The organism is Ureibacillus sp. FSL W7-1570, assembly GCF_038593265.1.
Taxonomy (GTDB): Bacteria; Bacillota; Bacilli; order Bacillales_A; family Planococcaceae; genus Ureibacillus; species Ureibacillus suwonensis.
The window spans coordinates 1,127,906-1,149,339 of the sequence record NZ_CP151979.1 but is presented as its reverse complement, the minus strand read 5'-3'; the positions used below and the strand labels follow the sequence as shown (position 1 = coordinate 1,149,339).

The following is a 21,434-nucleotide window of genomic DNA, read 5'->3' as shown; positions in this document are numbered from 1 at the left end:
AAATGTTTTTTCAGACGCCCCCTTGAGATGACACGTCAAAAAAACAAAGACAGCTGTTCTTCCTCTTGATTGGCCTCATCATTTTCTTCCATTTCCAATTCGATGTTGAATAGATCATCATTCGGTTTGAATATGCAATCGGTCACACCCAATTTTTCAACTAAAATTAAATGGCCTTTTTCCGTTTGTTCGAGAAAATACTGAAGAATAGATGGCAAAATTCTTGGTCTTTTATGTATGCCTGCGGATAGGGTGCCATCTTGGCCGAAGTAATCGATTAATATATGGCAGATTTCAACGGTGCTGTGGATTCCATTTAGCACCAGCTGATAAGCGATCATTTCTTTCGTTGCATTGGGCGGAAGTGAACGGCGCACCCGCTCCACTATTTCTTCCAATTTTTTTCTTTCTTGTTCCAATTGTTCAAGCATATGATTTTTTTCTTCGATGAAAGCCTTCATTAACGCCTCTTCTTGCGCTTTCCGCATCTCTTTTTCCATTTTTCTCAGTTTCCGATATAAACGCTCGATTTGCCGATCCAACAAAGGAACATTTGCATGGATGTGCGCCTGGATATCTTCAGGCAAATCCATCCCGTGGAAGGTGGTTTCCAGTAATTCATAACCATAGCGGTTTTCTTTTATTTTGATCAGCAATTCATCCATTTCCAAATTGATGAGAGAAAAATCTTTAATAAGATCTCTTAAAATGTCTTTGTCGATGCTTAAAAATTGCATGAAATGTTCTTCGCCATAATCGATGGTTTTTCCGGTGATTTCATGTTTCACTGTAAAAATGCGTCTCAATTTTCTATTGCAGGCGCATCTTCCAAGGTAGTTGCCTTTGCCGTGATCAATGTAATGATCGAGAATCCAATGGCTGGCGTCTTTTTCAATTTCCTCCAGTGAAATATCTTGTGAACGGACGAGCGTCACTTTTTTCTCTGCCATCAGATTAAAAAACTTTGTGCGAAAACCTTGTTTGACATGTTTCATTAGGAAATCAAGCTGTTCTTGGGTTGCATAAGGGTATAGGGATTCGCGTTCTTCTTTCGTCAATGGTGGTTTCATTTGTACCGTCACCTTTCTGATCATCTAAATCGATCATATAGAGTCCATCGGATTGTGTCAAATTGCGGCGGAAAGGTTTACGTACAGATGAAGAGTAAATATTTGTTTTATTGGGATACTGAGAATGAAATGAATCGTTGATATAAAAAAATTTTACAAATAAAAGGAAATTAATCTTTACACGAGAAACATATATAACAATATCATGATGGAAAGTTCAATTGCAGGAGAGGGTGTTGAAAATTGAAAAAGAAAATGATTGCATTAATCGTTTCGTTGTTGCTTTTTCTCATTCTTTTTTTTGCAGGGTATCTTTATTACATGCTCCATTCGGATATGGAGGTCCGCACGGAAATCAGGCCGATCGATGACGAAACTTACCAAACATTGGGGGCATTGGAATATGTGGACCATCCGGAACAAAAAAATTTCCGGAACCTGCTTTTTACATTTAAATTTAAATATTCGGACGGGGTAGAAAATATTCAAACGGAATTGACCGAGCCGTTCAGCCAACTGTTGACTACGGATGTATATTGGTCGGGCGAAGGTTTTGAATATGATGATACAAAGCGAAAGGAATATACGGCAAAACAGGAAATCGTCCTTTATATGGGGGAAATTTCTGAAGATGAACTGATTGATTTGTTGAATGAAGGCATGTTTATTGTGACATGGACGGAAGATGGAAAGGAGAAACGCAAAGAATTTAAGATTGGAGAAACGGCCATATTCATCCAATGAGTTGAAAAGATCGGCGCATCTGAACCAACCTAATGAGTTTTCACAGAGTTTTAACTTTTCCATTCTACAATTTTGTTTGAAGGTGGTATAAACTAAAATAGGCATGATCAGTACGATAATTACTACAAAAGGATGATCGCATTGAAAAAATTACTGCTTGTTGCGCTAATATTTGTGGTTTTGGCGGGAGGATTCTTCATCTATTTGAAGTCGGCGCCCCCTTTGACTACCGGTGACATTGAAATCGGCGAAAATCATGATTCGGTTGTTATCGAATTAGGGAACAAAGGCTTTAGAGATTTAAAAGTGGACAGTGTACAAATAAATAATCATGCAGTTCCGAAAGATGCGAAAATTCAAGTGGGCAAATCTTTGAAAGATTTTGCAGCGGCCGTAGATGAAGATCCGGAAGCGGGGGAAGATGCCGAATTAAAAGAGATTGATGAGGTTTCCATTCCAAAAGGTACAAATCCAGGGGAATCATCAACCAAATACAGCCTTAAAGTAAGCCATGATGAAGATATTCACAATGTACATATCCGATATCGATATTTTGGCATTTTGTTCAGCGAAACAGTTGTTTTAAATTAATCAGAGGCTGTGAAAATTTAAAAGGGGCTGGGACGTGACCTGGCTTCAAGATGGAAAAAGAAGAATTTGAGTCATTTCAAATTCTTCTTTTTCTGTTTCTATCCAGTATTATTTGTAGTTCCCATTTTTCATTCACCATGGCTTTTCAATTGTTGCTTTTATATGGCTGAACGAAACGGACAGACTGAACAGTTTCCACAATCATAGGTTTTTCATTAGAAACCTGTTTGATCTGTATGTATTTTTCATATGCTATAAATTGAAAATCAAGAACAGCCCATGAAATTTTATTTTGAAATTTCATGGGCTGTTTATATTTTTGAAGATGGTTTTGTCCCATTCTTTTTGGATATATGATACCGCTACCTCTTTTATTTTTCTTACGTTCCGGTCCTCCGATTATTTCCAGTTTTTATGCAAGAACGATTTTGTGCGTTCATGTTGAGGTTGTAGGAAGAATTGTTCCGGTTCATTTTCTTCGATAATTTCACCGCCATCCATAAATATGACGCGATTTGCCACTTCCCGTGCAAAGCCCATCTCATGGGTGACAACAATCATTGTCATATGTTCCTCCGCCAAATCTTTCATGACCTTCAATACTTCCCCTGTCAGTTCCGGGTCAAGGGCCGAAGTCGGCTCATCAAAAAGCAGGATCTGCGGGTTTAACATCAGTGCCCGGGCGATGGCAACACGCTGTTTTTGACCGCCGGAAAGATTGCTTGGATAGGCATCCGCTTTATCGGATAAACCAACTTTCTGCAGCAAGTCGATACAACGTTTTTCGATTTCCGCCATGGACTCCGTTTTTCGAAGTTTCGGCGCCAACATCAGATTTTCTTTCACCGTCAAATGGGGGAACAAGTTAAAATGTTGAAACACCATGCCCATTTTTCCGGTTATTTTTCGGATTTCTGCCAGTTTTGCATATTGGCCGTTTTTCACTAAAAAGTCTCCGTCGATACAAATACTTCCGTCATCGATTTCTTCCAAATGAATCAAGCTCCGCAACAACGTGCTTTTTCCTGATCCGGATGGCCCGATGATCGCGACCACTTCCTTTTTATCCACGGAAAATGTGATGGATTTTAACACTTCCTGATTTCCAAAGGATTTTTTTAAGTTTGATACTTCAATCAACGCCATGATTTTCACCTCTATTCGTATTTATATCGACGTTCCAGCCATTTAAAGAATACGGTCAATACGAGCGTCATCGCCAAGTAGATGAGCCCGGCAATAAAGTAAGGGACAATGGTGAATTCCCGGTTCACCGCTGTTTGGGCAAAGTGCAAGAGTTCCGGCACCGCAACGGCGTAAAGCAAAGCCGTATCTTTAATGAGCGTAATGGATTCATTGGCGACTGCCGGCAGTGCGACACGGAACATTTGGGGCAGAATGACGCGCGTTGTCGTTTGCCATTTTGTCAAGCCGAGCACTTTCGCCGCTTCATATTGTCCTTTATCGATGGATAGTAGTCCCCCACGGAAGATTTCTGCAAAATAAGCGGCATAGTTTAATACAAATCCAATACATGCCGCAACGAATCGGTCAAAGACTAAATATTCCCCTATCACCGGAATCATCGGCAGGCCAAAGCAGATTAACAGCAATTGTAAAAGAAGGGGAGTGCCGCGCATAACCGTAATATAGAGTTGGGCAAGCCAGGAGAGGGGCTTAAAGCGGCTGCGCACAGCCAGAGTGAGCAAAAAGCCCAATGGAATTGATATGAGTATGGCGATGAAGAAGAGCAAAACGGTCATTTGAGCTCCTTCCAACATCGGCCAAATAATCCTGTTCCAATAATCAACCATGATGTTTCCTCCCAAAAAATAAGAGTTCCATATCCTATGGAAACTCTTATCGAAATATTGGACCTCTTATTCTATCATAACATTATTTTAATACTCTATCTTCACCGAACCATTTTTCGGAAATTTCAGCGGCAGTGCCATCTTCATTCATTTCATCCAAAGCGGCTTGCAATTTTTCAAGCAATGCTTCGTTTCCTTTTTTCACACCTACACCATATTGTTCTGGAGCAAGTTCTTCATCCAAGATTTTGAATGTATCCGGTTCTTGTGTCATGTAATATTCAATGACGACTTTGTCAATTACAACCGCATCCACACGGCCATTTTTCAAATCTTGTAATGCAAGCACATTGTCTTTATATTCGTTCAGTTTCACTTCTTTGCTGATTGGATGTTCATTTAATGCATCCAAGGCGGAGGATAATGCTTGTACCCCCACTTGTTTGCCGGCAAGTTCATCGATTTTCTTGATAGGGGAATCAGCCAAAGTTACAACCACTTGAGCGTTTTCCAAATAAGGTTTTGTGAACAAGACTTTTTCTTTACGTTCATCAGTAATTGTGTAACCGTTCCAAATCAAGTCGATGCGGCCGCTGGATAATTCGCTTTCTTTTGTTGACCAATCGATTGGTTGGAATTCCACTTCCACACCCATTTTTTCAGCTGCGGCACGGGCCATGTCGATATCAAAACCGACGATTTCATTATTTTCATCACGGAATCCCATTGGTGCAAAATGGTCATCAATACCGATGATCAATTTTTCTTTATCCGCTGGTTCTTCTTTTGATCCATTCTTTTCATCATCTGAAGCTGAACCACATGCAGCTAAAACCATTACTGTCATTGCCATTAGGAATAATAAAGTGAATATACGCTTCATATCATACTCTCCTTGATATTAGTAATCTAACGATTTAGTAAACTAAAGTGCATTAGCAAAAAAAATGCAACACGAACGTTCGTGTTAAAAACTAATACAAAACTTCAGTTTTTTTATAATACCTTCGTCTTATATAGTAACCGCCATTGGGAACTATGTCTAGCCAAAAAATTTGACATTCTAACAAAAATGGATTAGTTTAAATTTTCTAACAATGAGTTTCCAAAAACATGTAGCAATAAGTACAATAATAACTGACCGATAAGTCTTATGCAGGAACAATTGGAATTTTGAAGATGGATGAAAAGAAGGGAGAAAGGGATGAAATTATGATTGAAGCAATTCGGGTGACAACGGAAGAGGAATTGGAAAAAGCCTTTGCCATTCGCAAGGAAGTGTTTGTGGAAGAGCAGGGGGTCCCGGAGGAAAATGAAATCGATGAGTATGATTCTTTGGAAGCACCATGCGACCATCTTCTGATTCTGGTCGATCAGAAACCGGTTGGGGCAGGAAGAATACGGTTTACCAATGGTTTTGGGAAATTGGAAAGAATTTGTGTGTTGAAACCTTATCGCAAACTGGGGATTGGCAAGGTGATTGTGCAAGAATTGGAAAAGATTGCGAAAGAAAAAGGATATTCAAAGGTAAAACTCCATTCACAAACACATGCAAACGCATTTTATGAACAGCTGGGGTATCAGATTCAATCTGATGTGTTTTATGAAGAAGGGATTCCCCATAATTTGATGGTGAAAACCCTCAAGGGATGAATATTGATTCTAAAAAAGAAAATTTATGTATTGACCGGGAATTGAACGGTTCATTAAAATAAATGAAAAATATTCTGAAAAGTGATATTGTCATATCCATCTTATTGATTCCATCTATTAATCTGGCATGGATTTCATAAATATTCATTAATGGGAGGTTTGAATGGAGCACAATCCGAAAGAGATTGCCCAAATCGCCATTCAAAAAGGGGAAGAAAAGGCGGAAATGCCCTTTTTCCAAATGTTCATTTTAGGGTTTTTGGGAGGGGCATTTATCTCCATCGGTTATCTTGCCTATGTACGTATGACTGGTACGATGCCCGAGGAATGGGGCAGTTTTGTAAACTTCATGGGGGCAAGCGTCTTCCCGATTGGCCTGGTGTTAATTTTGCTTGCCGGCGGAGAATTGGTGACTGGAAATATGATGGCCGTTGCCATGGCCTGTTTTGCCAAACGTATAAAACTGACAAAACTGGTCCGCAATTGGTTTTGGATTACGATTTTCAATTTTTTTGGCGCTTTATTTGTCGCTTATTTTTTCGGACATGTTGCCGGTCTGACGGAAGGGGACTTTTTGGAGAAAACGGTTGGCGCAGCCAATGGAAAGGTGAGCGCCAGTTTTGTGGAAGCTTTTGTATCAGCCATCGGGTGCAACTGGCTTGTCGCGTTGGCTGTCTGGTTGTGCTATGGCACGTCTTCCTTTTCCGGGAAAATTTTGTCCATATGGTTTCCGATTATGACGTTCGTATTGATCGGTTTTCAACATGTCGTGGCAAATATGTTTATCATCCCTGCCGCCATCTTTGCCGGAGAAATGACGTGGGGGCAATATGTTTCCAACTTTGTTCCGGTATTTTTAGGAAATGCGGTGGGAGGAGCAATATTTGTAAGCATGTTTTATTATTTGGCTTATCTAAAAAAGTAAGCAGCCTCCATCTTTTGTGCCATCGAATGAACAATCATTCATTTGACGGAAGGAATGCTTTTTTGGCATTTGAGAATAATGTTGTTGAGGTGAAGAATCGATGGCACAATGTCCTCTTTGCAATTCATTGGATGAAATCGAGGTATATTGCCCAAATTGCCAAAAGCGATTGGAAGATTCGGGGAAAGTATCGGATTATCTTGATCCTTATGGTCACTACAATGATGAAGAAACGGTGAAGATGGGGGATGGATATCCAAATACGGCTAAAGAACAAATCTGTCCCCATTTGATGGTTTGTCCGGAATGCGGTTATGATGAAGTGCGCTTCATCCAGGAAATCTAAAGTGTGGTTTTTGCTCATTCAAAACTTTTTCATGGGCAAATGGGGGTGTTGACATGTTTCTGAAACAAAGTTTTGCTGAAACAAGCGTAGGGGATGTAAAACTTTTTGAAGGGAAAAATGCATTTTCAAAAGTTCATTTAAACGTATTTTCCTTTTATCAGGATGGGGTGCTCATTGACTGTGGTGCCCATTCCATGAAAAAAGAATTCCTCAAATTTTTTGACCGCCTGTCCATAGACCGTGTGGTGATTACGCATGCCCATGAGGATCATGACGGATGCGCAAAATATTTAAGCGATAAAGGTTTGCCGGTTTATCTTCATCCAATGTCCGTGGAAAAAAGCAGGAAAAGGGCGGATTATAAATTATACCGAAAATTTTTCTGGGGGATTCGGCCGCCGTATCATGCCCTTCCCCACGAAGAAGCATTTGAGTCCCGCAACTATCAATGGCGCGTCATAGAGACTCCCGGCCATGCGTGTGACCACGTATCATTCTTGAATGAGTCCACGGGCCAGCTCTTTTCAGGCGACTTATTCGTGACACCCAGAACAAAATTGATTTTGAGGGAAGAAAGCATCCCGCAAATCATTCGATCCATTGAAAACATTTTGCAGCTGGATTTTGGGGAAATGTTCTGTTGCCATGCAGGATATATAAAGGATGGAAAAAAGGCGTTTCAACAAAAACTGGAGTATTTATATGAATTGACGGATAAAGTGCAGACCTTATCAAAGCAGGGATTTTCCATCGATGAAATTCATCGGCAATTATTTCCTAGAAAATATCAAATATCAACGGTTTCCGGAGGCGAGTGGCATTCAAAGCATATTATCACATCGATCTTGTCCAGTTAAAAATTAATAGTATGTTCGGATGAAAAGAAAGTCACCATAAAAAAGATGGTGGCTTTTTCAAATTTTGAAACTTATAGGCCGGGCCGTTCGTATGTATGAGAAAAGAAATTATTGGAAAGCAGGGATGAACATGAAACAAAGTGGTTGCATCAAGTGCGGAAGCAGAAATGCGGGTACAAAGGAAGTGGCCATGACGGGCACAGGGTTGTCCAAAATGTTTGATATCCAACATAATCAATTTGTCGTAGTGTATTGCAAAAACTGCGGATACTCTGAATTTTATAACAAACAATCCTCCACCGCCTCCAATATATTGGACCTATTTTTTGGAGGATAAAAGCGGGGGTAAAATGGATGGAAAAAAACGGTCTGTCCATCGGTTCCTCGGCTGCTGAAATGAATATCCATGGGCACTACAATAAGTAAGGAAACATTTTTTAACAAGTTGTTCGGCAAAAAAAATCATCCTACACAAAAATAGGATGATTTTTTTTTGCCAATCGTTGCACATTATCAACACAGATGTTCAAACGGTTTTATTCGCACAACAAAATATGGCGGATGAAATTGGATTTCTTTGCGACGGAGCGGTCTTTAATCACAAACCCGGCTTTTTGAACCAAATGTTCAATCGGCTTAATGGCCACAAATAAAACCCGGTCCGCAATACGCCGCGCATGCAGGATGATGTTATATTCCTCTTCCAGTGAAAGATGAGAATAAATATTATAAGGCAAGTCCACAATGGCCACGTCATAATGATCGGTTACATCCGTTATGGAGCCTTTGGTCACAGTCGTTTCATAACCAAAATGGGCAATATTTTTTCTTGCGCCAACGCAAACAAGCGGGCTGATATCTCTTCCGACAATATTAATGTTCATTGATAAAGCTTCTATTAAAACAGTTCCAATACCGCAGCAGGGATCGATTGCACGGATGCCTTCCGGTTCGGGAATTGCGATGTTGACAATGGCCCGTGCCACCCGGGTGCTCAATGCCGTAGAATAACTGCTTGGTTTATGTAAATGTTTGCGCCAAATCGATTCGGCTTTCGACGATTTTCCGAAGTACCATCGATCATTGATGTGAAGCAATCCAAAAACAAGATCCGGCTGGTTCAAATTTGGTTCCCCATTGATGGATAGACCGATTTGTTTTTCGATTTTTCTGCGTTCAGGATGAGGGATTTTTTTCGTTTTTCCGAGATCCATTCTATTCAGGCATACCACTTTATAAGTTGCATCTTCTATTTTCAACTCCTTGACGAGTTGTTGCAATTCCTCCATACGATCTGCCTCATACCATACTTCCAGCAGATCTTCCATAAAGGGGCTGCGGCTCGGATCGATGCAGCGTTCACTGATTATAAAATTTTCCTCCGTATCGAATCCGAAAAACGAGCGCATTTCCATTCGCCGAAGTTCATATTCATCGGGATGGTGGATGTAAGTATAAATATATTTTGATGGTTTCTTCAATTTCATCTTCCTTTATCCATAAATGTCCAGAACATAAAAAGAGACAGTCGTTTTGGACCGTCTAAACATGCCTCTAAATATATCACATTATTCGTAAAAAATAAAAAGTCAAGTTTGCCACTTCAAATCTATATCCATAATAAGCAAAAGAGGCTGGGACAAAACTAGCTTCAAAATAGGAAAAAGGAGAATTTGAGCCAACTCAAATTCTCCTTTTTCCATTTCTCTCCATTATTTTTGGTCAGTTGATCTTTGTTGGCCGTGTATTTCCGTAAATTCACGGCCATTAAGGCAATCCCCATTTCATTTTCCACCTTCGATTTTCCTCGGACGGAAAATCGAGTGAAACGCAAATTAGCCTTCAAGAATCCAAAAACTGGTTCTACGTCCATTTTACGTTGACGGAAAATAGAACCTGCTTTTTCTTCTGAAAGCTTCGCTCTTACATATTCTTTTTGTCGTTCCCATTTTTCATTCACCATGACCTTTCGGTGATTGCCTTCCTTTGCTTTTGTGCATGATGAACGAAATGGACATCCTGAACAGTTTTCACATTCATAGATTTTCAATTCTCGTTTAAAACCGGTCTTATCGGTACGTACAGAACGATAACGGAAGGTTACTCGCTGCTGATTCGGACAAATGTAGGTATCACTTTCTTCGTCGTACATCCAATTGTCTGGATGAAATGGGTTTTGTTTATATTTCTTCTTTTGTTCTTTCTCATACATGGTATATGGAATAAGTGCCTCACATTTTCGATTCGAAAGGATGTCCTCATAGTTCTGTTCACTACCATAACCAGCATCTGCGACAATATATTTTGGCAATGGAAAATAATGCTTCTCAATCTCATTCAAGAACGGAATCAATGTACGTGTATCAGTAGGATTTGGAAAGATGCTATAAGCTAGTGCGTATTGACCTTCTGTTGCGATTTGTACGTTGTATCCAGCCTTCAATTGACCGTTTTTCATATAGTCGTCTTTCATTCGCATGAACGTCGCATCTAAGTCTGTTTTGGAATAACTATTCCGTTCACCCAAGATTTCGAAGTCTTTTTGATACTTTTGTTTACGTAAAATCAAGTCAATCAACTGTTTGTACACTCGCTTCGGATATTTCCGTTCGCTTCTTAATGCTTTTCGTTCTGTGGCATCGGGCGATGCTTCTATCTTTTGGTCATATTCCGTAATCACTTCATCGACTTGTTGCACCATTTGAGCGAGTTCTTCTACGGACAATTCCCCATCACTTTCCCGCTCCATTTCAGGGATGATTTCCTTCTCTAACAGTTCGTTGTAGAGCTGATTGGATTTTTCAATTAAGCTTTGGTTGTATTTTTCAATGGATTTCTTCCATACGAAAGTAAATTTATTGGCATTCGCTTCAATCTTCGTACCATCGATAAAAATAGCTTCTTGATCGATTAATTTTTCTTCCACCAGTTGGCAACGGAATTGGACAAAACATTGACGAATTAATTCTTTTACTTCCGGATGCACACGAAAACGATTGATCGTCCGATAACTTGGTTCATAGCCTTGTGCCAACCACATCATCCGAATACTGTCCTTTAAAAGGGCTTCAATTTTCCGACCTGAAAAGACTGATTGGGAATAAGCACACAAAATAATTTTTAGCATCATGCGTGGATGATAAGCAGGACAACCTGTATTTCGAAGAAACGGCTGGAAGGCTTCATCTGGAATACTTTCAACTAAATGGTGAATGTGGAAGGCAATATCATTTTCTTGTAATTTTATTTCTAAATCTAGAGGCAAAACTAATTGATTCATGTTATAATATTTGAACATAAGGACACTTCCTTTGATAAAATTTTTTGGGGTAGATACTTAAATTTTATCAGAAGATGTCCTTATTTTTATTAAAAAAATAGTAATAGCCCATGAAATTTCATTCCAACATTTCATGGGCTGTTTCCATTTTAGAGGAGGGTTTTGTCCCAGCCTCTTTTTTGCAAGAAAAAGCGATTAATTTTCCAATAATTGTTCAACAGGCACTTCTTTTTCATTTTCAGGGTCATCTAACGGATAGATGCGTGCTGTCCCTTTCTGTTCGTCAACATTTTGAATATAAATGCGTTGGCCGTTAAATAAAACATTTGCGATTGCGCCGGATTCCACTATTTCTTTCGCGCGTTGAATATTCATGCAATAACCCTCCAATGTCAACGAAGTCATTATCATTATTGCCAAGTTGAAAATAATCATACTTTCACAGTTCCGGATATAATTTGATGAAAATTTGGGAATAGTGATGGAGAGATTAACACGTTGATTGGGGAGAACGATGGGCGAATCTTATGCATCAAACAAATATGTATTACCGGCGAAAATACCTTGGTTAATGAAACAAACCTGGAGTGACATCCTGTTTTTGCATTATCCGGTGAAAAAAGAAGTGCTGGAATTGCATTTGCCTCCCAATCTGGAACTTGATACTTATGAGGGAACCGGATGGGTGACAATTGTCCCGTATATGATGAAAGCTTCAGGATTTCGCGGCCTTCCTTCCATTCCGATGGGGGCCGGCATCCCGGGAATCAATGTGAGGACTTATGTGAAAGCGGGTGAAAAGCCGGGGATCTATTTTTTTAAGTTGGCAATCCGTAACAGATTAGCGGCAATCGCGGCAAAATCGTTCTTTCAATTGCCTTATCTTTATATGGATATATCCCTCAGGAGAACAGGAGAAACAGTTTGTTTTGAAAGCAGAGCACATCCCATCCCTTTGGTATGTGAATATCGTGTCCAATCGCCGGCTTCTCCTGTGGAAAAGGGTTCTTTAGGGGAATGGCTGTTGGAAAGATATTGTTTTTATACAACGGGCCCCAAAGGGAAGTTGCTGCGCGGAGATATTTTTCATGAGTCATGGATCATACAGAATATCGATTTGATAGGCATGGAAAACAATATTTTCTCGACATTCAGACTAAATCCCCAATCCTTCCGGCCGGTAATTCATTATTCAAAACAGTTGAATGTCCATTTTTGGCCGCTTGTTTCAATGGAATAAGTCCCAACCGTTGCGTTGGGACTTTGGATTTTGCGTAGTGTCGGTCAGGGTTTTGGGTGGTGAATGCCAACTTTTCTCTTTATCCAAATTAATAGAATCCTTTGGAGCCGAAGCTAGTTCCAACAATAATCAACAAAATAAAGAGCACTACAAGTAGTGCGAAGTTGTTGTTGAAACCGCAGCCGTAACCGCCATAGCCGCCGCCGTAGCTGTTATTGTAGCCCATGCTTTTCACCCCCTTCCAGTATTAATGTATGGATGAAGGGGGAAAAGTGTCTGTACGTTTGTATAGCCGGTGGGAGATTTTATAACTTTGGAATCTATCCAACATGAAAAATATATAGAAGAATAATTACAGTGATTTCTACCAACTGTGCTTGAAGTGTTTATTTTGAAAATTTAAAATATAGATATAGATGAAAGAACTGGAGGGATTTCAATGAAATTACAAGACAAAGTTGCGATTGTAACAGGTGCCGCTTCAGGAATGGGGAAAGCGATTGCGGAGTTGTATGCGAAGGAAGGCGCAAAGGTCATTATTGCGGATTACAATTTGGAAGGTGCGAAAGCGGTTTCAGAAGAAATTGCGAAAAACGGCGGGACAAGCATGGCGGTTCAAGCGGATGTATCGAAGTTGGAAGACGTTGAAAATATGATCCAGACAGCCATCAACGAATACGGTACACTCGATATTCTTGTGAATAATGCAGGCATCATGGACGGCTTCGAACCGGTCGGCGAAATTACGGATGAAAAATGGGACCGCATCTTTGACATCAACTTAAAAGGTGTCATGCGTGCAATGCGCAAAGCGGTGAACTATTGGTTGGACAACAATAAACAAGGAATCATCATCAATACGATTTCAACGGGTGGATTGAACGGGGCTCATGCCGGCGCAGCTTATGTCGCATCCAAACATGCACTGGTCGGTTTAACGAAAAATACCGGTTTTATGTATGCACAAAAAGGGATCCGTGTAAATGGTATTGCTCCTGGAGCCGTTGAAACAAACATAGGCGCAAGCATTACGAACGTCAGCCAATTGGGTATGGAGCGTTCAGGAATGACCCATAAATTAACACCGCGTACAGGTAAACCGGAAGAAATCGCAAAAGTTGCTTTATTCTTGGCATCCGATGACGCAAGTTTCGTCAACGGTACGGTTGTCGTTGCCGATGCCGGCTGGACTTCCGCATTCTAAAAATGATTTCATACCATTCATTTTGGAGATGGGGCTGGGACAAAACTAGCTTCAAAATAGGAAAAAGGAGAATTTGAGCCAACTCAAATTCTCCTTTTTCCATTTCTCTCCATTATTTTTGGTCAGTTGATCTTTGTTGGCCGTGTATTTCCGTAAATTCACGGCCATTAAGGCAATCCCCATTTCATTTTCCACCTTCGATTTTCCTCGGACGGAAAATCGAGTGAAACGCAAATTAGCCTTCAAGAATCCAAAAACTGGTTCTACGTCCATTTTACGTTGACGGAAAATAGAACCTGCTTTTTCTTCTGAAAGCTTCGCTCTTACATATTCTTTTTGTCGTTCCCATTTTTCATTCACCATGACCTTTCGGTGATTGCCTTCCTTTGCTTTTGTGCATGATGAACGAAATGGACATCCTGAACAGTTTTCACATTCATAGATTTTCAATTCTCGTTTGAAACCAGTCTTATCTGTACGTACAGAACGATAACGGAAGGTTACTCGCTGCTGATTTGGACAAATGTAGGTATCACTTTCTTCGTCGTACATCCAATTGTCTGGATGAAATGGATTTTGTTTATATTTCTTCTTTTGTTCTTTCTCATACATGGTATATGGAATGAGTGCCTCACATTTTCGATTCGAAAGGATGTCTTCATAGTTTTGTTCACTACCATAACCAGCATCTGCGACAATATACTTTGGCAACGGAAAATAATCCTTTTCTATCTTATTCAAGAACGGAATTAATGTACGTGTATCAGTAGGATTTGGAAAGATGCTATAAGCTAGTGCGTATTGACCTTCTGTTGCGATTTGTACGTTGTATCCAGCCTTCAATTGACCGTTTTTCATATAGTCGTCTTTCATTCGCATGAACGTCGCATCTAAGTCTGTTTTGGAATAACTATTCCGTTCACCCAAGATTTCGAAGTCTTTTTGATACTTTTGTTTACGTAAAATCAAGTCAATCAACTGTTTGTACACTCGCTTCGGATATTTCCGTTCGCTTCTTAATGCTTTTCGTTCTGTGGCATCGGGCGATGATTCGATTTTTTGGTCATATTCCGTAATGACTTTATCGACTTGTTGCACCATTTGAGCGAGTTCTTCAACAGACAGTTCTCCCTCATTTTCCCGCTCCATTTCAGGGATGATTTCTTTTTCCAATAGTTCGTTGTATAACTGATTGGACTTTTCAATTAAGTTTTGGTTGTATTTTTCAATGGATTTCTTCCATACGAAAGTAAATTTATTGGCATTCGCTTCAATCTTCGTACCATCGATAAAAATAGCTTCTTGATCGATTAATTTTTCTTCCACCAGTTGGCAACGGAATTGGACAAAACATTGACGAATTAATTCTTTTACTTCCGGATGTACACGAAAACGATTGATCGTCCGATAACTTGGTTCATATCCTTGTGCCAACCACATCATTCGTATACTATCCTTTAATAGCGCTTCAATTTTTCGACCTGAAAAGACAGACTGCGAATAGGCACACAAAATAATTTTTAGCATCATGCGTGGATGATAAGCAGGACAACCTGTATTTCGAAGAAACGGCTGGAAGGCTTCATCTGGAATACTTTCAACTAAATGGTGGATGTGGAAGGCAATATCATTTTCTTGTAATTTTATTTCTAAATCTAAAGGCAAAACTAATTGATTCATGTTATAATATTTAAACATAAGGACACTTCTTTCGTTAAAATTTTTGGGGTTGGATACTTAAATTTTAACAGAAGATGTCCTTATTTTTATTGAAAAAATGAAGAACAGCCCATGAAATTTCATTCCAACATTTCATGGGCTGTTTCCATTTTAGAGGAGGGTTTTGTCCCAGCCTCATCTTTTTTGCCCTTTTTGTCAAATCCTTAATGAAGGCGCTTGAGAAAAGTTTTTCTATATTTTGGAACAACAAAATGCTCCTCCCCATTCGAAGGACAGTGATCCGAAAAATTCAAAAAATATTCTTTTGTTATTTTTAGATCTACACTTTACATTAAAATAGATGATTTTGTAATATTACTTTTGTTATTGTTTGGGAGGAGAAAACGATTTTGAAACTGACAGAGGGACAGATAGGGGCAAAATATAGAATTTGTAATCTATCAAACTTAAATAGAATTGTTCAGAAAAGACTTTTAGATCTAGGTGTCATAGAAGGGGTCGAAGTTACTTGCATCCGTAAAATGCCTTTTGGCGGTCCATATATATTGGAAGTATGCGGCCAGCAAATCAGTTTGCGGAAAAAAGACGTCAACTGTATTGAAGTGGAGGAAATGTAAAAATGGAGTTTGCACTTTTTGGAAATCCCAACACAGGAAAAACCTCCCTTTTTAATATATTAACGGATTCATATGCCTACGTCGGTAACTGGAGTGGCGTTACAGTCGAGAAAAAAGTGGGTGATTTATCAAATGAAAAGGGGCAATTGATCGATCTGCCCGGCATTTATACCATCAATCCACTTTCCAAAGATGAAGCCGTTGCAACCGAATATTTGATGAACGGCACCTTCCACGGAATTATTAATATAGTGGATGCTTCACAGTTGCTTCGGAATATGCAATTGACCATCCAGCTTCTTGAATTTGGGGCTCCACTCATCATCGGACTGAATATGACGGATGTAGCGAAATCAAAGGGGATTCTTGTCGATCCGGAAAAACTATCCGAAAAGTTGGGAGTGACGGTCGTCCCCATCATCGCCAGATCGGGTCATGGATGCGATAAATTATTAAAACATTTGGACGAGCAAAATTTACACAGGTCATCCATAAAAATTGATTATGGACCGGAGATTGAAAAGTTAATCGATGAAATCATAAAATTGCTACCCAGCTATAGCAAGATCAATCGACGCTGGCTGGCGATCCAATTGATTGACGGGAATTTTGTCGTCAGAAATAAATTGAGCGAAATGATGGATTTTGCATTAATTGATTATTTGATAAAAGATAGCGAAGAAAAAATAAAACGGCAATATGGGGTAAAATCCATCAGCCAATGGTTGTTCAAAAAGCGGCAGGACTTTATTCAATCTGTATTGGATTATTGTGTAACGGAACAAAAAAACAAGAAAAACAGTTTCACTGAATTGATTGATGCCATTGTGACCCACAGTGTGTGTGGTGTCATCATTTTCTTGGAATTGATGTTTCTGATCTTTAAATTGACTTTTGATTGGCTTGGTTCACCACTGTCCGACTTTTTGGACGGAATTTTATCCGGTCCGTTTTCTGCGGCGGTTGAAAGAGCTTTGGAAGCATTGCAAGTATCGCCATTTATCCAAAGTTTGATCATTGAAGGGATTATTGGCGGTGTCGGTGGGGTTCTCGTTTTTGTTCCGCAAATTTTTATCCTGTTCTTCTTCATTTCATTGCTTGAAGATTCAGGATACATGTCCCGGATAGCCGTGATTATGGACCGCATATTGGAACTTGTCGGCTTGAACGGAAAAGCGTTCATCCCTTTGATTATCGGCTTTGGATGCAACGTTCCCGGCATTATGGGGGCCAGAACGATCGAACAGCCAAAAGAGAGATTATTGACCATTCTATTAACCCCTTTAATGTCATGTTCGGCACGGCTAACCGTTTACAGTTTATTTGTGAGTGTATTTTTTGAGGAACACAAGGCATTGATTGTGTTATCGTTATATGTACTCGGAATTGTTGTCGCCATTATTTTGGCAAAACTCTTTTCTTTCTTTATTAGAACCGAAGAATCGATTTTTGTCATCGAGTTGCCACCGTATCGGGTTCCTCAAGTGCGGACATTGTTGAGAAGCACTTGGGATAAAGGGAAAGGGTTTGTAAAAAAAGCCGGAACGTTTATATTGGGAGGAACGGTCATTATTTGGCTGCTCACTTATGTGGGGCCTGATGGAACAAATGTACAACCCGATGAAAGTTTCTTGGCGTTGATCAGCCAATGGATTGCTCCAATCTTTGCACCTTTAGGATTTGGCACTTGGCAGGCTGCGGCAAGCTTATTTACCGGATTCCTTGCCAAAGAAATCGTTGTGTCATCAATGAATGTCATCTATTTTGTACCGGATGGAGCAAGCTTGCAGCATCTATTATCAGGGGTATTCACGCCATTATCCGCATACAGTTTCATGGTGTTTATTTTGCTGTACGTGCCATGTTTAGCGACGGTTGCAACCATTAAAAAGGAAACAGGATCAAGAAAATGGATGTATTTCTCTATTGTTTATGGACTGATTGTTGCATACACAATTTCTTTTATTATCTATCAGGGCGGATTGTTGTTAGGAATTGGTCAATAGAAAGGGCGGCTTTTAATGATTATCAGCATAATTCTTGGAATCGTTATTTTTGGCTATGCATTTTGGGCGTTATATCATTCTATTAAGAAAAGCAAAAAAGGTGTATGTGCAAGTTGCGAAATCGCAGACCATTGCAATGCAAGCTGCTACCCACCTTCCAAGAAATAATTTTTTTGATTTTAAATTGAGAATGCATCTTTTTCTCAATTGAGAGGGGGCGCCAAGTTGAAATGAAATACATCATTTTCGATTTTGATGGGACGCTTGCGAATTCGGCGGAAGTTTACGTAAATGCTTGGAATGCTTACGCAAAAAAATACAACTATTTGCCATTAACTTTAGAAGAGCTGCAGGAGATTCAACACCTCGATAATTATAGCAGGGCAAAAAAATATCATTTTCCGATGTACAAACTGTCCATCATTTTGCCAAAGATCCACCAATATTTTAATGAGCATATCCGGGAAGTGCCATTATTTGATGGAGTCAAAGAAATGCTGGAATCCCTGCATGCCGGAGGGTATGAAATTGCAATCATATCATCCAATAAAAAGGATAATATAGTGGAAATATTGAAGCGTGAAAACATCGATTCGGTTTCCGAGGTGATTTCCGCCCGCAGACTTTTCGGGAAAGATGTGGCGATACGGAAGTTTATGAAGCGCCATCAATTAGCCCCTCAAGATCTTTTGTATGTCGGGGACGAATTGCGGGATATCCAAGCATGCAACAAAGTTGGCGTGCCTTTCATGTGGGTGAGTTGGGGACTGGACAGTTTTGAATTGATTGAGAAAGAAAAGCCGGCCTATGTAGCCCATTCCCCAAAAGAAATTGCGGATCAGTTGAGGAACGTGGCCATCGTTGATAAATGAGGCTGGGACATAACTAATAAAGTGAACGAGCTGCAAAAAAATTTTTTGTAAAAAATTGATATCACAGAAAATTGATTGGAGTGACGGGGCGAGTGCTCCTGTCGCTCCGCTTTCGTCGCAAAGCAAAAGCTTTCCTGCGGGAACAGCCCGAGTCTCGAGACCCCGCAGGAGCGAAGGTTTGAGCTCCGAGGAGGCTCGAGCCGGGCCCGCGGAAAGCGTCCCCGGAACGGAAATCAATTTTCTTCAATTATCAAAAAAACACCATTTTTCTCCCGTGAGAAAATGGTGTTTTTTATCTTTTGTCCCAGCCTCATTTATTTTCTTGGAGATGACCCAGCAAATTTTGCACAAAATCATAAGTCAAAGAGATTGCTTGTCCGATGGTCATATCTTCTTTAAAGCCTTCAATATAATCCAGCGGCAAATTGATTTCCCACAAGCCTTCATCAGCAGAAAAAAGGGCGCTGTAGTTTTTGATTGCATCTGTATGTAGATGTTCTTCCAAATAATTTTTTATGGCTTCCCCATGTTTCTTTTGTGCTCTTAATCCAAATAAAGCCATATATGTCCGGAACACATCGTCCACTTCAATGGAAAGGGCATCCACCTTGATTTCATTAAAAGTGGAAGACTCAATATAAAGAAATTCATTTAAATGCTTTTTGAAATAGGAAATCGATGTATCCAAGAATTTTGGAGATTCTATTTCAACCGTTTCTTCCGTTTCTTTATCACAGCGTTCAAGATAAATCTTTTCCAAATTCATCCAAAGTAACCTCCTTTATTCTTACTTTAGTATAACCCACTTGAAAGGAAATTTTATTATAATTCTTTGACAGGAGAAGCCGGTTTTGCATGGAAAATGATAATTTGTTAAGTTTTTCATAATATATAAACTAGCAGGTTTATAGAAAAGGGGAAGAAGCTGATGATGAAATTGTTGATCGCGCTCATTGCAGCTCTGGGCGGAGTGGCGGTGGCGGTGCAAAGTAAAGTGAATGGGGGATTGGGCCAAAAAATCGGTTTGATAGAAGGTTCCTTTATTTCTTTTCTGATCGGAACATTGGTGCTGTTCTTCTTTACCATCTTTTTCGGGAAAGGAAATATTTTGGCCGTCACAGAAGTGCCAAAATGGCAGTTGATCGGCGGGATTTTAGGGGCCATTTATGTATCCATTCTAATCTTTTCAGTCAATAAAATCGGTGTGACATCCACATTGATGGCAGTCGTATTGGGGCAAATCGCCGTGGGGGCCATCATTGATCATTTTGGCTTGTTTGGAGGAGAAAGATATCCAATCACCGGCACGAAAATGATTTCGATTCTGTTGCTGATCGTTTCGCTTTATTTATTCAATAAATAATTTCTCTATGAAGCGGATGGATCCACCCATTCTGCCAAGCCGTTTTAAATGAAAATTTCTCATATTACAGGTAATGTTGGAATAAATTATGTAAAATAGGATGCAGAAAGGGGAAATGGAGATGTCACAATTTAAAGCATTAGTCGTTGATAAACAAGGCGAAGATGTTGCCATTGAACTTCGGCAATTGTCATTTGACGATTTGCCAAAAGGGGAAGTATTGATACGTGTTCATTATTCCGGTGTAAACTATAAAGACAGTCTTGCAAGCATTCCGAACGGAAATATTGTAAGAAATTATCCTTTTGTGCCGGGAATCGATTTGGCCGGCGTCGTCGTTGCATCGGAAGATCCGCGTTTTCAGGAAGGCGATGAAGTGATTGCAACAAGTTATGAAATCGGCGTTTCCCACTTTGGGGGTTATAGCGAGTATGCGCGGATTCCAGCCGATTGGATTGTGCCGCTTCCGAAAGGGCTTTCCTTAAAAGAATCCATGGTGATTGGAACGGCAGGATTCACTGCAGCCTTATCCATTTATCGGCTTGAACAAAACGGGTTGAAACCTGACCAAGGTAAAGTGCTCGTAACGGGGGCAACAGGCGGCGTAGGCAGCTTTGCCGTGGCGATTTTATCAAAACTGGGATATGATGTCGAAGCAAGTACCGGAAAAGAATCGGAACATGAATTTCTTAAAAGTCTTGGAGCCAATTCGGTGATTTCCAGGGAAGAAGTGGTCAGTGCGGGAAGACCGAAGTCTTTGGCGAAACAACGATGGATTGCGGCGGTGGATCCTGTTGGCGGGGAATCCCTTGCATCCATTTTGAGCCAAATTAAGCTGGGCGGACAGGTGGCCGTAAGTGGATTGACAGGAGGGACAAGCTTGCCGACAACGGTGTATCCATTTATATTACGGGGTGTCGATCTACTCGGTATAGATTCCGCATATTGCAATTATGAAACAAGAAAAGAAGTTTGGAACCGTTTGGCTTCGGAGTACAAGCCAAATAATTTGGAAGATTTTATTAATAAAATAGTGACGTTGGAAGAGTTGCCTGATGCTTTTCCTATTCTCTTGAAAGGACAAGCAAAAGGTAGAATAATAGTGGATTTAAACGCTTAAGAATTAAAGGCTGCCTTGAAAGTTCTTCATGGCAGCCTATTTTTTGTATTCT

General features: G+C 40.0%; 25 protein-coding genes. 15 read left to right on the top strand and 10 right to left on the bottom strand.

The annotated features are described in order from the left end of the window. Positions 1-35: 35 nt before the first annotated feature. A complete protein-coding gene (locus tag NST13_RS05590; RefSeq protein ID WP_342469026.1) occupies positions 36-1,070 on the bottom strand; it encodes a hypothetical protein in 1,035 nt (344 codons plus the stop codon). A 243-nt stretch (positions 1,071-1,313) separates the two neighbouring features. On the opposite strand from NST13_RS05590, the gene NST13_RS05585 reads away from it, so the two are divergent. Together NST13_RS05585 and NST13_RS05580 are read left to right on the top strand one after the other, a co-directional pair. Further along, positions 1,314-1,814, top strand: a complete 501-nt coding sequence (locus tag NST13_RS05585) for a hypothetical protein (protein WP_342581611.1) — start codon at positions 1,314-1,316, stop codon at positions 1,812-1,814. 141 nt (positions 1,815-1,955) lie between these two features. Further along, positions 1,956-2,405: a hypothetical protein gene (locus NST13_RS05580; protein WP_342469028.1), complete on the top strand. Its 450-nt coding sequence runs from the start codon at positions 1,956-1,958 to the stop codon at positions 2,403-2,405. A 399-nt stretch (positions 2,406-2,804) separates the two neighbouring features. Here the strand turns inward: NST13_RS05580 and NST13_RS05575 are convergent, their stop codons facing one another. From NST13_RS05575 to NST13_RS05565, 3 genes are all read right to left on the bottom strand, one after another. After that, positions 2,805-3,551: an amino acid ABC transporter ATP-binding protein gene (locus NST13_RS05575; RefSeq protein WP_342581610.1), complete on the bottom strand. Its 747-nt coding sequence runs from the start codon at positions 3,549-3,551 to the stop codon at positions 2,805-2,807. An 11-nt stretch (positions 3,552-3,562) separates the two neighbouring features. Continuing rightward, positions 3,563-4,219 (bottom strand): amino acid ABC transporter permease, encoded by a 657-nt coding sequence (locus tag NST13_RS05570; RefSeq protein WP_342469031.1) that lies wholly within the window; start codon positions 4,217-4,219, stop codon positions 3,563-3,565. An 82-nt stretch (positions 4,220-4,301) separates the two neighbouring features. After that, entirely contained in the window at positions 4,302-5,102 is an 801-nt protein-coding gene (locus NST13_RS05565; RefSeq protein ID WP_342469032.1) for an amino acid ABC transporter substrate-binding protein, read from the bottom strand. A gap of 332 nt (positions 5,103-5,434) precedes the next feature. Between NST13_RS05565 and NST13_RS05560 the strand changes: the two genes are divergently transcribed. From NST13_RS05560 to NST13_RS05540, 5 genes are all read left to right on the top strand, one after another. Further along, positions 5,435-5,872 (top strand): GNAT family N-acetyltransferase, encoded by a 438-nt coding sequence (locus tag NST13_RS05560; RefSeq protein ID WP_342471277.1) that lies wholly within the window; start codon positions 5,435-5,437, stop codon positions 5,870-5,872. A 163-nt stretch (positions 5,873-6,035) separates the two neighbouring features. Further along, entirely contained in the window at positions 6,036-6,797 is a 762-nt protein-coding gene (locus NST13_RS05555) for a formate/nitrite transporter family protein (RefSeq protein ID WP_342581609.1), read from the top strand. A gap of 100 nt (positions 6,798-6,897) precedes the next feature. Then, positions 6,898-7,143, top strand: a complete 246-nt coding sequence (locus tag NST13_RS05550; RefSeq protein WP_342469034.1) for a hypothetical protein — start codon at positions 6,898-6,900, stop codon at positions 7,141-7,143. 53 nt (positions 7,144-7,196) lie between these two features. After that, a complete protein-coding gene (locus NST13_RS05545; RefSeq protein ID WP_342581608.1) occupies positions 7,197-8,000 on the top strand; it encodes an MBL fold metallo-hydrolase in 804 nt (267 codons plus the stop codon). 130 nt (positions 8,001-8,130) lie between these two features. Next, the gene (locus NST13_RS05540; RefSeq protein WP_342469036.1) at positions 8,131-8,337 is read left to right on the top strand and encodes a zinc ribbon domain-containing protein; all 207 of its coding nucleotides are present in this window, start codon (positions 8,131-8,133) and stop codon (positions 8,335-8,337) included. A 199-nt stretch (positions 8,338-8,536) separates the two neighbouring features. On the opposite strand, the gene NST13_RS05535 is transcribed toward NST13_RS05540, so the two are convergent. From NST13_RS05535 to NST13_RS05525, 3 genes are all read right to left on the bottom strand, one after another. Continuing rightward, positions 8,537-9,487: an RNA methyltransferase gene (locus NST13_RS05535; RefSeq protein ID WP_342581607.1), complete on the bottom strand. Its 951-nt coding sequence runs from the start codon at positions 9,485-9,487 to the stop codon at positions 8,537-8,539. Between the two features lie 164 nt (positions 9,488-9,651). Continuing rightward, positions 9,652-11,298 (bottom strand): IS1182 family transposase, encoded by a 1,647-nt coding sequence (locus tag NST13_RS05530; protein WP_342581234.1) that lies wholly within the window; start codon positions 11,296-11,298, stop codon positions 9,652-9,654. 177 nt (positions 11,299-11,475) lie between these two features. Further along, complete coding sequence (locus NST13_RS05525; RefSeq protein ID WP_342469038.1) at positions 11,476-11,655, bottom strand: small acid-soluble spore protein H; 180 nt, start codon at positions 11,653-11,655, stop codon at positions 11,476-11,478. Positions 11,656-11,794: 139 nt separating this feature from the next. On the opposite strand from NST13_RS05525, the gene NST13_RS05520 reads away from it, so the two are divergent. Next, the gene (locus tag NST13_RS05520) at positions 11,795-12,520 is read left to right on the top strand and encodes a DUF2071 domain-containing protein (RefSeq protein WP_342469039.1); all 726 of its coding nucleotides are present in this window, start codon (positions 11,795-11,797) and stop codon (positions 12,518-12,520) included. Positions 12,521-12,608: 88 nt separating this feature from the next. On the opposite strand, the gene NST13_RS05515 is transcribed toward NST13_RS05520, so the two are convergent. Next, positions 12,609-12,746 (bottom strand): YjcZ family sporulation protein, encoded by a 138-nt coding sequence (locus tag NST13_RS05515; RefSeq protein WP_342469040.1) that lies wholly within the window; start codon positions 12,744-12,746, stop codon positions 12,609-12,611. Positions 12,747-12,959: 213 nt separating this feature from the next. Here NST13_RS05515 and NST13_RS05510 point away from each other — a divergent pair, with 213 nt between their 5' ends. After that, positions 12,960-13,724 (top strand): SDR family oxidoreductase, encoded by a 765-nt coding sequence (locus NST13_RS05510; RefSeq protein WP_342581606.1) that lies wholly within the window; start codon positions 12,960-12,962, stop codon positions 13,722-13,724. A 51-nt stretch (positions 13,725-13,775) separates the two neighbouring features. On the opposite strand, the gene NST13_RS05505 is transcribed toward NST13_RS05510, so the two are convergent. Then, positions 13,776-15,422: an IS1182 family transposase gene (locus NST13_RS05505; protein ID WP_342581605.1), complete on the bottom strand. Its 1,647-nt coding sequence runs from the start codon at positions 15,420-15,422 to the stop codon at positions 13,776-13,778. A 371-nt stretch (positions 15,423-15,793) separates the two neighbouring features. On the opposite strand from NST13_RS05505, the gene NST13_RS05500 reads away from it, so the two are divergent. From NST13_RS05500 to NST13_RS05485, 4 genes are all read left to right on the top strand, one after another. Next, positions 15,794-16,021: a FeoA family protein gene (locus tag NST13_RS05500; protein ID WP_342469042.1), complete on the top strand. Its 228-nt coding sequence runs from the start codon at positions 15,794-15,796 to the stop codon at positions 16,019-16,021. A gap of 2 nt (positions 16,022-16,023) precedes the next feature. Then, a complete protein-coding gene (feoB, locus tag NST13_RS05495; RefSeq protein ID WP_342581604.1) occupies positions 16,024-18,027 on the top strand; it encodes a ferrous iron transport protein B in 2,004 nt (667 codons plus the stop codon). Between the two features lie 15 nt (positions 18,028-18,042). Further along, entirely contained in the window at positions 18,043-18,195 is a 153-nt protein-coding gene (locus NST13_RS05490; RefSeq protein ID WP_342581603.1) for a FeoB-associated Cys-rich membrane protein, read from the top strand. Positions 18,196-18,257: 62 nt separating this feature from the next. Further along, positions 18,258-18,899 carry an HAD hydrolase-like protein gene (locus tag NST13_RS05485; protein ID WP_342581602.1) on the top strand — a complete coding sequence of 214 codons (642 nt, stop codon included), beginning with the start codon at positions 18,258-18,260 and terminating at the stop codon, positions 18,897-18,899. 310 nt (positions 18,900-19,209) lie between these two features. On the opposite strand, the gene NST13_RS05480 is transcribed toward NST13_RS05485, so the two are convergent. Beyond that, complete coding sequence (locus NST13_RS05480; RefSeq protein WP_342469046.1) at positions 19,210-19,665, bottom strand: hypothetical protein; 456 nt, start codon at positions 19,663-19,665, stop codon at positions 19,210-19,212. Positions 19,666-19,830: 165 nt separating this feature from the next. On the opposite strand from NST13_RS05480, the gene NST13_RS05475 reads away from it, so the two are divergent. Both NST13_RS05475 and NST13_RS05470 read left to right on the top strand, forming a co-directional pair. Next, entirely contained in the window at positions 19,831-20,262 is a 432-nt protein-coding gene (locus tag NST13_RS05475) for a DMT family transporter (protein WP_342471278.1), read from the top strand. 115 nt (positions 20,263-20,377) lie between these two features. Next, entirely contained in the window at positions 20,378-21,382 is a 1,005-nt protein-coding gene (locus tag NST13_RS05470) for an acryloyl-CoA reductase (protein ID WP_342469047.1), read from the top strand. Positions 21,383-21,434 lie beyond the last annotated feature (52 nt).